10 protein-coding genes are annotated in these 13907 nt (G+C 47.7%); 1 reads left to right on the top strand and 9 read right to left on the bottom strand.

Annotated features, from left to right (window positions below; all coding sequences use genetic code 11):
- Positions 1-74 precede the first annotated feature (74 nt).
- From spoIVA to EFA47_RS07165, 5 genes are all read right to left on the bottom strand, one after another.
- Positions 75-1547 (bottom strand): stage IV sporulation protein A, encoded by a 1473-nt coding sequence (gene spoIVA, locus EFA47_RS07185; RefSeq protein WP_122644445.1) that lies wholly within the window; start codon positions 1545-1547, stop codon positions 75-77.
- A 101-nt stretch (positions 1548-1648) separates the two neighbouring features.
- The gene (locus EFA47_RS07180; protein WP_122642653.1) at positions 1649-2659 is read right to left on the bottom strand and encodes an NAD(P)H-dependent glycerol-3-phosphate dehydrogenase; all 1011 of its coding nucleotides are present in this window, start codon (positions 2657-2659) and stop codon (positions 1649-1651) included.
- A gap of 65 nt (positions 2660-2724) precedes the next feature.
- Complete coding sequence (gene plsY / locus EFA47_RS07175; RefSeq protein ID WP_122642652.1) at positions 2725-3363, bottom strand: glycerol-3-phosphate 1-O-acyltransferase PlsY; 639 nt, start codon at positions 3361-3363, stop codon at positions 2725-2727.
- Position 3364: 1 nt separating this feature from the next.
- The gene (gene der, locus EFA47_RS07170) at positions 3365-4693 is read right to left on the bottom strand and encodes a ribosome biogenesis GTPase Der (RefSeq protein ID WP_122642651.1); all 1329 of its coding nucleotides are present in this window, start codon (positions 4691-4693) and stop codon (positions 3365-3367) included.
- A gap of 28 nt (positions 4694-4721) precedes the next feature.
- Complete coding sequence (locus EFA47_RS07165) at positions 4722-6038, bottom strand: DUF512 domain-containing protein (protein ID WP_122642650.1); 1317 nt, start codon at positions 6036-6038, stop codon at positions 4722-4724.
- Positions 6039-6321: 283 nt separating this feature from the next.
- On the opposite strand from EFA47_RS07165, the gene EFA47_RS07160 reads away from it, so the two are divergent.
- Complete coding sequence (locus tag EFA47_RS07160) at positions 6322-7494, top strand: ribose-phosphate pyrophosphokinase (protein WP_122642649.1); 1173 nt, start codon at positions 6322-6324, stop codon at positions 7492-7494.
- A gap of 19 nt (positions 7495-7513) precedes the next feature.
- Here EFA47_RS07160 and EFA47_RS07155 read toward each other — a convergent pair whose 3' ends face one another.
- The 4 genes from EFA47_RS07155 to smc all read right to left on the bottom strand — a co-directional run bounded on the left by EFA47_RS07155 (position 7514) and on the right by smc (position 13895).
- Positions 7514-7984 (bottom strand): hypothetical protein, encoded by a 471-nt coding sequence (locus tag EFA47_RS07155; protein ID WP_164689945.1) that lies wholly within the window; start codon positions 7982-7984, stop codon positions 7514-7516.
- A 69-nt stretch (positions 7985-8053) separates the two neighbouring features.
- The gene (gene ilvA / locus EFA47_RS07150; protein ID WP_122642647.1) at positions 8054-9268 is read right to left on the bottom strand and encodes a threonine ammonia-lyase; all 1215 of its coding nucleotides are present in this window, start codon (positions 9266-9268) and stop codon (positions 8054-8056) included.
- A gap of 21 nt (positions 9269-9289) precedes the next feature.
- Positions 9290-10228, bottom strand: coding sequence for a signal recognition particle-docking protein FtsY (ftsY, locus tag EFA47_RS07145; RefSeq protein ID WP_122642646.1), 939 nt, complete (start codon positions 10226-10228; stop codon positions 9290-9292).
- Positions 10229-10334: 106 nt separating this feature from the next.
- Positions 10335-13895 carry a chromosome segregation protein SMC gene (smc, locus tag EFA47_RS07140; RefSeq protein ID WP_122642645.1) on the bottom strand — a complete coding sequence of 1187 codons (3561 nt, stop codon included), beginning with the start codon at positions 13893-13895 and terminating at the stop codon, positions 10335-10337.
- Positions 13896-13907 lie beyond the last annotated feature (12 nt).

Below are 13907 nucleotides of genomic sequence, written 5' to 3'. Positions count from 1 at the left end.
CAATAAAAATTTTTATAAAAATTCCCGTAAAACAATGTATTTTATGGCCTGGCCATCTGGGACAGACTTAGGAATTAAATAATAATACAAACCAGCCCGCCGTTGCTGTCATTTACAATTTTCTGCATAGTATCCTGGAGTTTTACCTGGCTCTCATCATTTATAGTAGTAATCTTATTCCTCATGCCATCCATAACCAAATCCTCGATAGATTTCCCAAATATATTGGTGCCCCATACTCCCTCCGGGGTCTCACTTTCCGCTTTAATATATTCCACCAGATCCTGGGCCTGCCTCTCATTCCCCACAATGGGAGCGATTTCTGTCTCAATATTGGCCCGTATCATATGGATGGACGGAGCCTCAGAATGTATTTTTACACCATATTTATTGCCCTGTTTAATAATCTGCGGCTCCTCCAGGGTTATCTCCTCCTTCTTCGGACTCACTACGCCATAACCTTTCATCTTTACATCAGCAAAGGCGTCCTTGATTTGTGTATACTCTTCCTTCATAGAGGCCAGCTCTTTCATCGCGGAAATCAGTTCGTATTCTCCTTGGATCTGCGTGCCTGTCAGTTCACTGAGCACCTCATAGTAGTATTTCTGTGCAAACCCAATGCGTATCTGGACTCTTCCTGTATCCATCTCGATTTTATCCACCTGGATCTGGTCTATGTAAGGACTTTCTGTCTGAGGCGCCTCCCTGGAAGCACTGCGTATATCCGTCATAGTCCCCATAATATCCTTCACGTTTTGAAGCAAGTCGGCCTTGATCCTATGCTCCCGGGAGAGCATTTCCACCCATTTGGGAATGTAGAACTCCACCTCCGCAATAGGAAACTCAAACAGCACCTGACGCATAATATTATGTATATCCTCTGTCCTGAGCTGTTCACAATTCACAGGCACCACTGACACCTGATATTTATCCTCCAGCTCCTCCCCCAGCGCCTTTGTCTCCTCGCTATAAGGTTTCTGGGAATTTAAAAGAACAATAAAGGGTTTCCCGATTGACTGTAACTCTTTGATTGTTTTCTCTTCCGCCGCAATATAATTCTCCCGGGGCAGTCCCCCGATGCTTCCATCTGTAGTGACAACAAATCCGATAGTGGCATGGTCATGGATCACCTTCTGTGTCCCGATGGCGGCCGCCTTTGTAAATGGAATTTCATACTCAAACCAGGGTGTTTTGACCTGCCGTTCCGCATCATTTTCGATATGCCCTGAAGCTCCCTCCACCATATAACCCACACAGTCAATAAGCCGGATCTTCACCTCCACATCCTCAGACAAACGGATGGAGGCCGCCTCTTTGGGCACAAATTTGGGTTCAGTGGTCATAATCGTCGTGCCAGATGCAGACTGCGGCAGCTCATCTTGGGTTCTCTCTTTTGCGTGCTCGTCAGTCATATTGGGGAGCACCAGGAGATCCATAAATCTTTTGATAAAGGTTGACTTGCCTGTCCGAACAGGGCCAACCACCCCAATATAAATTTCTCCGTTTGTTCTTGCTTTCATGTCTTTGTATAGCTGAAATGAATCCATAAAAATACCCCCTTGTTCTGCTGATACAAATGTATGCACAGAAAAGGGGGAATATGCCTGAAACTTAATCAAGAATCCCAAAATTGGCCAAGGCCTGCTTTTTACTCCCAGGGCAGGGAAGAATGTTCACTTTTCAGCTCCCGAAGCATCAGTTCATCCACTGCCTCAGCCGGGTTCTTCCCTTCAAAAAGCACAGCATTGACCTGGCACACGATAGGCATGGATACCCCATATTGTTCCGCCAGCCTGGCCGCTGCCTTGGCAGAATATACACCTTCCACCACCATTTTCACTTCATCCATGGCCTCTTCCATGGTCTTACCCTGTCCAATCAGATAACCGGCTTTCCGGTTCCTGCTGTGGATGCTGGCGCAGGTGACAATTAGATCGCCGATTCCTGTAAGTCCGGTAAATGTCTCTATTTTGCCGCCCATCTTCACTCCCAGCCTCGCTATCTCTGCAATGCCCCTGGTAATCAGGGCCGCTTTTGTGTTATCGCCATAGCCTAAGCCGTCTGCAATCCCTGCTGCAAGTGCTATCACATTTTTCAGGGAACCGCCCAGCTCTATGCCGAGTATATCCGGACTTGTGTACACACGGAACACGCGGCTTATAAACATAGACTGCAGATATTCCGCTGTTTTTTTTGTCTTTGCCCCAATGACACAGGTCGTCGGAAGTTTCCTTCCTACCTCCTCCGCATGGCTGGGGCCAGACAAAACAGCCACATCTGCCTGAGGGATCTCCTGCTCAATCTGCTGGGACAGGGTCATAAGAGTGGCTTCTTCAATTCCCTTCGCCACATCCACAATGATCTGGCCCTGGCTTACATAGGGGCACATCTTCGCCGCTGTGGACCTTGTAAAGGGGGACGGCACTGCCAATACCATAAAATCCTGGCCCACAATCGCTTTACTGATTTCATTTGTGACTGCCATATCATCTGGAAGCCTGACTCCCGGCAGCTTTGTTTCATGCTCCCGTTTCTCTGAGAGCATCTCCACTTCCCCATTATCAATTGACCAGATTGTAACCTGATGTCCGTTCCCATGGAGGAGAACTGCCAAAGCTGTCCCCCAGCTTCCCGCTCCCAATACACCTACATTTGCCATAATCTACTCTCCTTTTACACATTATGCTGCAGATTAACCTGCGTATCCGCCCGCCTGGGTATTCTCTACACTTTCTTTTTACCAGATCCGAATCTGTTTTCCGTGCCTGCCATAAGACGGCCAATATTCTCTCTATGCCTGTACCAGGCCAGCAGTGTCAGTATCAATGTCAAGGCATACAGCTCATATACATAGGGGGCTGACATACCAAAAACTCCCAACTGCCCAAACAAGACAACCTCCAGGAAGAACATGGCGGAGGCCAGCAGGGAGCCTAAGGATATGTATCTTGTCAGGACTGCTGCAATGAGGAATGCCGCCAGCGGAATAGGCACCATCCTCAGGTCTGTGGAAACCACCAGTCCGGCCAGCACAGCAATCCCCTTTCCGCCTTTAAAATGCAGATAAAAGGGGAAATTATGCCCTAATGTGGCTCCCATTCCCGCATACATGGCGAGCAGGGGAAGGTATTCGCTGCCCTTGTAAAAATATCTCACCAGCAAAACGGCAGCCACGCATTTTATCACATCTCCTGCAAAGGTCATTAACCCTGCCTTCCACCCCATCACACGCACTGCGTTGGTGGAACCCGCGTTGCCACTTCCTTCCCTGCGGATATCAATATGGTTCATCTTCCCTACAAGATACCCAGTCTGCAAAAGGCCGCAAACATATCCTGCCAACAGACAGATTAAACGTTCCATACTACTGCTCCTTCCCCTTTCTCTCCCGGATGAAAAACTTCAGTGATGTCCCCCTGAATCCAAAAGCTTCCCGGATTTTATTTTCCAGATATCTTGTATAGGAGAAGTGCATCAATTCCTTATCGTTTACAAAAATGACGAAGGTCGGCGGCTTTACGGACACCTGGGTAATATAGTAAAGCTTCAGCCTCTTTCCCTTATCAGAGGGAGGCTGCTGCATGGCAACTGCCTCTGACATAATTTCATTGAGGACTCCGGTGGCTACCCGCAGGGTCTGGTTTTCAATCACCATGTCAATCACCTCATACAGCTTAACCAGCCTCTGTCCGGTCTTGGCAGAAACATACATGATCTCCGCATAGGGCAGATATGAAAGGATCTGCCTGATCCTTCCCTCATATTCCCTGGTTGTCCGGTCATTCTTCTCTATGGCATCCCACTTGTTTACGACAATAACAATGCCCTTCCCCCTCTCATGGGCGATTCCTGCTATCTTGGCATCCTGCTCTGTGACGCCTTCCACTGCATCGATTACCATAAGCACAACATCTGCCCGCTCCACTGCAGTCACTGTCCGTATAATACTGTATCGTTCCAGTTCCTCCTTAACCTTGCTTTTTCTGCGCAGTCCGGCGGTATCTATGAAAATGTACTCCTTCCCGTCATGTACCACTTCTGTGTCAATGGCATCTCTGGTAGTGCCTGCAATATCAGAGACTATGACACGGTTCTCTCCTAAAAGCTTATTTATAATAGAAGATTTTCCTACATTTGGCTTGCCCACGATGGCAATCCGGGGACGGTCATCTTCTTCCCCCGCCCCCTCCCCTTCGGGAAAATGCCTGACCACTTCATCCAGCATGTCTCCAACCCCCAGCTTTGAAGCTGCTGATACAGGCACTGGGTCCCCAATGCCCAGATTATAAAACTCATATACATCGGGCATATATTTATCAAAACTGTCTACTTTATTTACCACAAGAACAACCGGCTTTTGGGAACGGCGCAGCATATCCGCAACCTTGGAATCGGAATCCACCAGACCTTGCCTTACATCTGTAATAAAAATAATTACATCTGCCGTATCAATGGCTATCTGTGCCTGCTCCCTCATCTGGGAAAGAATCACGTCCCCGCTGTCCGGCTCGATTCCTCCTGTATCAATCAGCGTGAATTCTCTGTTAAGCCAGTCCACATCTGCATAAATCCTGTCTCTTGTGACTCCGGGCGTGTCCTTGACTATGGAAATCATCTCCCCTGCCAGAGCATTAAATAATGTAGATTTTCCCACGTTCGGCCGTCCCACGATTGCCACTACTGGTTTACTCATATCTTTCTTCTGCCTTTCTCTTTCTCAATTATACATCATTTCCCAGGACTGCATCAATCAGGTCCTGACCGCTTGATTTTACAATATCTATCTCTACTTGTAAAGCACTCTCCACATCCCCAAGAGTAAAATCATCCAGAAATATGTCCTCATCTGTTTTCAGCATACTGCATGGAAGCAATAGCCTGTCCCCCAACTCTTTCCCTGAAAGCTGCGCTGTCAGGTCCTGCCCTGTAATTAACCCGGACACCGTAATCTGCCTGCCAAAAAAATCATTTCTTATCTCATATAAAGATACTTGGACATTGGGAAATTTCTGGTTCAGCCTTTTAAGCATGTCTTTTAAGTAGGGATACGCCAATTTACCTGTTGCAAGGGACAGCCTTCTCACCCTGGCGTCCCCTTTAAGCTTCCTGAAACCCTCCTCAAATTCATCCAGCAGAAGCCTCAGCATACCCACGCCATTTTCCAGCTGCAGGTAGCCGTCATATTTTTCTTTCCGCGGAACCTCCTGCCCGGCTAGGATATACCACTCATCCCCCGCATGTATAAAATGGGTGCCGTGTTCTGCAAATATCTTATCCTGCCATTTGTGTATTGTCTCCAGGACTAAAGCTGCCTCCTCCCTTGTAAACGGCTCAAGAGGGTATAACCCCTCCCTGAACTTTGTCAGTCCCACAGGCACCACAGATACACTTTTTAAATATGGAAGATATTCTGTCAGGTCGCGGATGCTTCGTTCCAGTTCCCCGCCGTCATTCACGCCCTTACATAGGACAATCTGCCCATTCATCTCAATCCCGCCCTTATATAGGATATCCACCTTTTTCAGTGCGTCCCCAGCAAACCGGTTGTGGAGCATCTTACACCGTAATTGGGGGTTCGTGGTGTGGAAAGATATATTGATAGGCTCCAGGCGGTATTTTACAATCCTTTCCACATCATGGTCACTCATATTTGTCAGGGTGATATAGTTTCCCTGCAAAAAAGAAAGCCTGGAATCATCATCCTTAAAATACAGGGTCTGGCGCATTCCCGGGGGCATCTGGTCAATAAAACAGAACATACACTTATTTCTGCATGAACGGTACTCATCCATCAGGCTCTGTTCAAACTCCAACCCTAAAGCCTCCCCGGCCTCCTTCTCTATCTCCAGCTCCCACTGCTCTTTATCTGGTTTTTCTATAAGGAGGACGACCTCCTCCTCCTCTGCATAGAAATGATAATCAAAAACGTCTGTGATCTCATTTCCATTCATGCTAAGAAGCCTGTCCCCGGGTTCAATTCCCATCTCTTCCCCAATACTGCCGGGTTGGACAAAGCTTACGATATGCTCATGGTTCATAGTTAAATACTCCTAAATCTCTCTGCTGCCGCAGGTTGCGGCTAGTCCATCCAAAGCGCTTTTGGTCATCGGCGCGCCTGTCCCAGCCAGCGGGGATATCAGCTAGGCACAGCCAATGGCCAAACCTGCCAAGACCTGCTTATCATTATAGCATAATCGCCGGGTTGCGCAAGGTATGGCTGAACTGTTACTTGAATTTCATTATAAAAAATGATATAACCATATATGTAGGAGAGTCTGATTTTACAGACTTCATAAAATTTGTCTAACACAGGAGAAAATTATGTCAAATATTGAACTACTGGAAAAGACCCTTCCGATAGCGCCCCTGAAAATCGCAGCCATGGAGAACTGCAGACAATTGGGGGAACGGGTAAATGACTATATTGTTGCCTTCCGAAAAGGCACAGTCTGTGAGGTAAAGCCTTCTCCCCTCTACGTCAATTATGAGTCTCTGAATTATCTCGTGGACTGTTCCTGTCCCCGTTTTGGTTCCGGTGAGGCCAAAGGGATCCTCAAAGAAAGCATCCGCGGGACAGATTTGTTTATCATGACAGACGTATGCAACTACAGCCTTACCTATACAGTCAATGGGCACTTAAACCATATGTCTCCCGATGACCATTATCAGGATCTTAAAAGAATCATCTCTGCTGCCAATGGAAAAGCGCGCAGAATCAATGTAATTATGCCTTTCCTCTATGAGAGCCGCCAGCATAAACGTACAAAAAGAGAGTCCCTGGACTGTGCGATTGCACTGGAAGAGCTGGCTTCTATGGGAACCACAAATATTATCACTTTTGACGCCCACGATCCAAGAGTCCAAAATGCAATCCCCCTTCACGGTTTTGACAGCTTTAACCCGCCTTATCAGTTTATGAAAGCACTTTTCCGCGCTGTGCCGGACTTCAAGGCAGATAAAGAACATCTCATGATTATCAGTCCCGATGAAGGGGCCATGCACCGTGCCGTATACTTTTCCAATGTACTGGGGGTGGAAATGGGCATGTTCTATAAACGCAGGGACTACTCTACAGTCGTCAACGGCAAAAACCCCATCGTGGCCCATGAATTTTTAGGAGCCGACGTACAGGGCAAGGATGTGATTATTGTTGACGATATGATATCCTCCGGTGAAAGCATGCTGGATGTGGCAAAGCAGCTTAAAGAACGCAGGGCTGCCAGAGTATTCGTATGCACCACCTTCGGCCTGTTCACAGAAGGCTTCAGCAAATTTGATACATATTATGAAAAAGGTTATCTGGACCGTGTCATCACCACCAACCTGACATACCTGCCTCCTGAGGTAGATGAAAAGCCATATTTTGTAAAGGCCGATATGAGTAAGTTCCTTGCCCTCATCATAGATTCCCTGAACCACGACACGACCATCGGCGCTGTTTTAAACCCAACAGATAAAATCCATGCACTTCTTGAGAGACATCGGGTTGATTGAAAATAACATGAGTCCGGGACTATCTGAAACGCCCGGACTCATATTTTGTTTTTATTTTTAGATATCTGATCAGATCATCACACCGCTGCCCTAAAGATGCCTTAGCCTCCATAAATCCCAGGCTCTCTGCTGCTGTACTGAGAAACTGTTCTGTCAGAGTATCTCTGTGCTGCTGCAAAAATAGGATTTTATCTTCTTCTGATTTTATATCCAGAAAATCCAGAATCAGCATTGTTTCCTGAGATTTCTCATATTCTTTATTTTTTTGCCCGCCTTTTAGGGCGCTCTCTCCGGACAATGTGCCCAAACTGCCAAACAAGTCCAGAAAATCTTTTTTAGGGCAGGCATATATTTCCCCTCCATCCATCAGCATTTCATAAACAACCAGCTTCTCTTTTGTCTTTATATGGACCGAAAGGCAGAGGATTTTCACCTTATGCCCCTGGCGATCCGCATAAACTTCTCCCGGTACTGGTTCTATTCTGTCCATAAATACTCCTTCCATTTGGCAGGGCCTGCCAACAAACACAGCAGGCCCCTCCTATTTACGGGACATGGCCTAATATAGCTTTGCACTGATTAATTTAGGCCTGAACCCATTTTTCTCCAATGCATTTAAAATCCTATGCTTATGTTCTGTCCCAAATGCTTCCATAGTAATACGAAGCTCCACTGCCGCATTGCGGTTCGTACTCACAAACTGGTTATGCTCCAGCTTAATTACGTTGCCCTGTTCATCTGCAATCGTGGCTGCCACTCTCACCAACTCGCCCGGCTTGTCGGGAAGGAGGACTGAGACAGAGAAAATTCTATCACGCTGAATCAGGCCGTGCTGCACGATTGAGGACATGGTGATCACGTCCATATTGCCGCCGCTTAAAATGCAGACAACTTTCTTTCCCTTTACGTCCATCTGTTTTAAGGCTGCGACGGACAAAAGGCCTGAGTTTTCCACAATCATCTTATGGTTTTCCACCATATCTAAAAATACGCCGATAAGTTCATCATCATCCACCAAAAGTATATCGTCGACATTCTGCTGTACGTATGCCAAATTCTGAATCCCAACAGCCTTGACTGCTGTTCCGTCGGCGATGGTATCTGCACTGTCAAGCTCAACAACCTCTCCCGCGGCAAGGGCTGCCGTCATGCTGGCAGCCGGGGAAGGCTCTACACCTATCACTTTGATCTTGGGGTTCAGCATCTTCGCCAGTGTAGCCACGCCGGTAATCAGTCCCCCGCCCCCGATGGGCGCTACAATATAGTCCACAGTGGGCAGCTCCTGTATAATCTCCATTGTGATTGTCCCCTGGCCTGTGGCCACATCCAGGTCATCAAAAGGATGCACAAAAGTAAGGCCTTCTTTTTCTGCCAGTTCATAGGCATATGCGCAGGCGTCATCATAAACATCCCCGTGAAGGATCACTTCTGCACCATAACTCTTCGTCCGGTTCACCTTAATCAGGGGCGTCACTGTGGGCATCACAATGGTTGCCCTGCATCCGTACTTTTTAGCCGCATATGCCACGCCCTGGGCATGATTCCCTGCCGAGGCAGTGATCAGCCCTCTTTCCCGCTCTTCCTTTGACAAGGTGCTGATTTTATAGTATGCGCCTCTTAATTTGTAGGCCCCCGTATGCTGCATATTTTCAGGCTTTAAATATATCCTGCCCTCTGTCTGGGCACTCAAATAATCACTGTACACGAGCTTTGTGGGAATTGTCACCTGCTTTACGATTTCACTTGCCTCTTCAAACTTCTCCAATGTCAACATTCTATCCCTTCTTTCTGTACCCTATTCTTCTGTTTCTCCGCTGTAAAATAGTGCATTTACAAATTCATCTGCATCAAATTTCTGTAAATCATCCATGCTTTCGCCTACGCCGATATATTTCACAGGAATCCCCAGCTCTGACTGGATGGCGACAGCTATCCCCCCTTTTGCTGTCCCGTCCATCTTCGTCAGGATAACCCCTGTAATATCTGCCACCTCATGGAACTCTTTGGCCTGGGAAAGGGCATTCTGGCCAGTTGTGGCATCCAGCACTACCAGGGTCTCCTTGTATGCCTCCGGGTATTCCCTCTCAATGACCCGGTTAATTTTGCGCAGTTCCTCCATCAGGTTCTTCTTATTATGGAGGCGCCCGGCAGTATCGCAGAGAAGGATATCTGCCTTTCTGGCCCTGGCCGCCGCCACGGCGTCAAACACCACGGAAGCCGGGTCTGCCCCCTCCTGGCCGCCAATCATTTCCACCTGGGCCCGGATGGCCCACTCCTTGAGCTGCTCCTTTGCGGCTGCCCTGAATGTATCTGCAGCGGCCAGAATTACTTTCTTATGCTGCCCATGGAATTTCCCTGCCAGTTTTCCAATTGTGGTCGTCTTGCCCACACCATTGACGCCAATCACAAAGACAACGGATGTCCTCTCCTCAAATTCATAGGCAGTCTCCCCCACATCCATCTGCTGCCTGATGCTGTCAATTAAAAGCTGCCTGCACGCAAGAGGCTCCTTAATATGCTGCTCCTTCACCTTTTGCCTCAAGTCCTCTATAATTCTCTCCGTGGTGTGGACACCTAAATCTCCCATGATCAAGGTTTCCTCCAACTCTTCATAAAAATCCTCATCGATTTTGGAGAAACCATGGAAAATACTGTCCATGCCGGACACAATATTATCTCTTGTCTTGGTAAGCCCTGTCACGAGCCTTCTAAAAAAACCCTGCTTTTCTCCCATATTCTGTACCTATCCTCTCAGCTACAGGCATCACCATGCCTGAAAATACAATTAATAGGCTCTGCATACAGCATCCGCCTTCCTCCTAAGCCTTCCACATATATCCCTACTTGTCCAACTCCTCTCCCAGCAGATCCACAGATACTAAAGTAGAAACGCCCTTTTCCTGCATTGTAATCCCATACAGGCGGTCCGCAGACGTCATGGTGCCTCTCCTGTGGGTTATAACAATAAATTGTGTATTTTTCGTCAGCTTATGCAGATACTTTGCAAAGCGCACGACATTATTGTCATCTAAGGCAGCCTCAATCTCATCCAGGAGGCAAAAGGGTGACGGTTTTAGATTCTGGATGGCAAACAAAAGGGAGATTGCTGTCAGCGCTTTTTCCCCGCCGGAGAGCTGCATCATATTCTGCAGCTTTTTGCCCGGAGGCTGTGCGATAATGCGGATGCCGGCCTCCAGGATATCCTCATCTTCCATCAGCTCAAGAGTCCCTTTCCCTCCGCCGAACAGCTGCTTGAATACGCTGTCAAATTCCTTGGATATACGCGCAAACTGTTCTTCAAACTGCCTCCTCATGGCTCCATCCAGCTCATCGATAATTTTCAGCAGGGTGGCCTCCGCCTCCACAAGATCGTCATGCTGCCCTTTCAAGAACTCATATCTTTCCGAGACATTCTTGTAATCTTCAATGGCATTGACATTGACGTCTCCCAGCTTCTTAATCTCGCCTTTCAATACCTGGGTTTGGCGTTTCATGTATGCTAAGTCTGTCAGGTTTTCATTTCTTAACTCCATTGCATGGTTATATGTGATTTCATATTCTTCCCACATATAATTAATCTGCTTCTCTGACGCCTCCTCGTAGGACTCTTTTCTGCTGTTCAGCCGGAAACACTCTTTGTCCAGTTCTGACATATGCCTGGAAAGCTCCTCACGCTTTCCTAAGAATGTTTTATGCTTCATGGAGAGTTCCTCACGTTTTGCCACCTGTTTTTTAATCTCTTCCTCGATTTCTGCAAATAGCTCCTTTGAATCTTCGATGGCAGTTTTAAGATCCTGTATTTCTGCCTCTCTCTCCTGAATCTCCATAGACGCATTTCCCTTACTGATATCCAGCTCTTTTAATTCTGCCTCGAATTTCTCCGTCTCCTCCAGGATGCGCCCCAGGTTCTCCAGAATAAAAGTATGCTGCTGCTCCAGGCTGGCAAACGAAAGGTGGACTTCCTCTGTTGCTTTCAGCTGCACGGCTTCCTGCGCCTTGTCTGCCTCCAGCCTTTTCTGCAGCTCTTCAATTTTTATATTTAATTCCTTCTCCAGCGCCTCGGACGCCTCCAGCTCCATCTGGATAGAATCCTCATTGTCCAGTATCTCTTCGAGCCTCTGCTTTAAACTCTCTTCCTCCCGCAGATAAGCCTCATAGCGTTCCTTTGACTCTCTCTGCCTAATCTGTACTTGCTCCACATGCATCCTGGCCGTATTTTCAATGACAGAGGCTTTCCTCAGCTTCTGCTGAATCTCATCGATTGTACTATAACACGCGGCACGCCTGGATTTTATGTCATTGACTGCCCTTTCGCAATCATCCATATCCCTTTTGAGCATCCTGACAGTCTGCTCAAATTCTTCAATCTCACGGCGCCTGCTCAGAAGGTTGCTGGAATTTTTAAATGCGCCTCCTGTCATGGATCCTCCCGGATTGATGAGTTCCCCTTCCAAAGTTACCAGCCTTAAAGACTGTCTGTACTTTCTGGCCAGCCGGACGCCATTGTCAATATGGTCCACTACAATCGTCCTGCCTAAAAGCTGCTCTGCCAAACTTCTGAACCGGTCTTCCACATGGACCAGCGTGCTGGCAAGCCCAATCACCCCAGGCTCGCCAAGCGCCTCTGCCTGGCGTATCTGCGCTTTCATGTGCATACTGGTAAGAGGCAGGAATGTGGCCCTCCCGAACTTGTTCTGTTTTAAATATGCAATCATCCGCTTTGCCGTCTCTTCATTGTCTGTGACAATATTTTGGATGTTTCCCCCCAGGGCGGTTTCCACGGCAATCTCATATTCCTTGTCCACCTTTATGATATCAGCGACAACACCAAGCAGGCCTTTCTCCTTTTCTTTATTCGCCATTACCTTCCGGATACTATTGCCGTAACCGTCATAACGCTCCGTAATATTTTTTAAGGATTCAAGGCGGGAGGACTCCCTGTGGTACGCCGTCTGCCCGATCCTGAGCTTGTCCTGGCAGCCTGCCAGTTCTTTCTGCAGCCTTTCTATGGTCTGTTCGTTTCTGTCCGCCTCTTCTGTATACGCTGCAATCTCTTCCGATATAGCCTTCAGCTCTTCTTCATGGGCAGCCAGGATTTCGTTTTGCTTTTTTGCTTCCCCCGATACCTCTGAAATTTTATGCTTCAGAGCCTCTCTGCGGGCGGTAATCTGTTCCTGGGTAGTACTGTAGTGCTGGATTTTTGCCCGGGTGGACGCCCGGCTGTTTAAGAGCTCCATGATCTCAGCCTGGCTTGCCTCGATCTGGGCAGTCTGGGCTGCAATCCTGGACTGTACGTCAATCAGCCCTGCCCTTGCCTGGGTATCTGCCTGCCTCACCTGAGAAAGCCTGGCCTCCACGGCAGATTTCTCCTGCTCCTGCTTTGCCCTCTGGGCCTGCCTTGTCTCAATTTCTATCTGGATTGTGCTGGCCCTGTTCCCATAGTGCTCATCATTCATGCGGACTGTATTGATCTGTTCCTTAAGCACATTGATCTGGCCTTCAAGCTGCTGTTTCAAAAGTGTTGTCTCACTGAGCTGGCTCTTTGCCTTTTCTATAGAGTAATCGATCTGGTCTACTTCCTCCTCTATAGCCTCATATTCTGTTTTCATCTCCTCATATCTGACGCTGGCTTCCTGCATCTCCTCAGAGGCAATCTTCAGCTTGCCCTCTGTCTGTGTGATCTGCTCCTGAATACGCTCCGTTTCCAGCAGGAACATATTAATATCAAATACTTTCAGTTCTTCTTTTTTCTTCAGATATTCCCTTGCAACCTCGGACTGTCTTTTTAAAGGGCCTATCTGCTTCTCCAGCTCAGCCAGGATATCATTGACACGTGTCAGGTTCTGCCTTTCCTCCTCCAGCTTTTTGACTGACAGGTTCTTCCGGCGTTTAAACTTGACAATGCCTGCCGCCTCATCGAACAACTCACGGCGTTCCTCTGGCTTCCCGCTTAATATCTTATCAATCTGCCCCTGCCCGATAATAGAATAGCCTTCTTTCCCAATCCCAGTATCATAAAACATCTCATTGATATCTTTCAGCCGGCAGCCTGCCCCGTTAATAAGATACTCACTTTCCCCTGAACGGTACAGCTTTCTAGTCACCGTGACTTCCTCGTAATCTACAGGAAGCTCATGGTCCGAATTATCCAGCGTGATTGCCACGAAAGCATAGCTGAGGGGCCTCCTGTTCTCCGTCCCTGAAAAAATAACGTCCTGCATGCTCCCGCCCCTAAGCTGCTTAACCCTCTGCTCCCCAAGGACCCATCTCACCGCATCTGCCACATTACTCTTGCCGCTGCCATTGGGGCCTACGATGCCTGTAATTCCATTGTGGAACTCAAATTTGATTTTATTGGCAAAAGACTTAAACCCCTGCACCTCAATGCTCTTTAAATACATATAACACCTGCT

The organism is Luxibacter massiliensis (genome assembly GCF_900604355.1).
GTDB classification, from domain to species: Bacteria; Bacillota; Clostridia; order Lachnospirales; family Lachnospiraceae; genus Luxibacter; species Luxibacter massiliensis.
The sequence above is the reverse complement of the archived record's forward strand: the minus strand, read 5'-3'. Positions and strand labels throughout refer to the sequence as shown.

Bases quoted from the DNA above. Each gene is read 5' to 3' on its own strand.
- spoIVA (WP_122644445.1), bottom strand. From the start codon at position 1,547: ATGGATTCATTTCAGCTATACAAAGACATGAAAGCAAGAACAAACGGA.
- EFA47_RS07180 (WP_122642653.1), bottom strand. From the start codon at position 2,659: ATGGCAAATGTAGGTGTATTGGGAGCGGGAAGCTGGGGGACAGCTTTG.
- plsY (WP_122642652.1), bottom strand. From the start codon at position 3,363: ATGGAACGTTTAATCTGTCTGTTGGCAGGATATGTTTGCGGCCTTTTG.
- der (WP_122642651.1), bottom strand. From the start codon at position 4,693: ATGAGTAAACCAGTAGTGGCAATCGTGGGACGGCCGAACGTGGGAAAA.
- EFA47_RS07165 (WP_122642650.1), bottom strand. From the start codon at position 6,038: ATGAACCATGAGCATATCGTAAGCTTTGTCCAACCCGGCAGTATTGGG.
- EFA47_RS07160 (WP_122642649.1), top strand. From the start codon at position 6,322: ATGTCAAATATTGAACTACTGGAAAAGACCCTTCCGATAGCGCCCCTG.
- EFA47_RS07155 (WP_164689945.1), bottom strand. From the start codon at position 7,984: ATGGACAGAATAGAACCAGTACCGGGAGAAGTTTATGCGGATCGCCAG.
- ilvA (WP_122642647.1), bottom strand. From the start codon at position 9,268: ATGTTGACATTGGAGAAGTTTGAAGAGGCAAGTGAAATCGTAAAGCAG.
- ftsY (WP_122642646.1), bottom strand. From the start codon at position 10,228: ATGGGAGAAAAGCAGGGTTTTTTTAGAAGGCTCGTGACAGGGCTTACC.
- smc (WP_122642645.1), bottom strand. From the start codon at position 13,895: ATGTATTTAAAGAGCATTGAGGTGCAGGGGTTTAAGTCTTTTGCCAAT.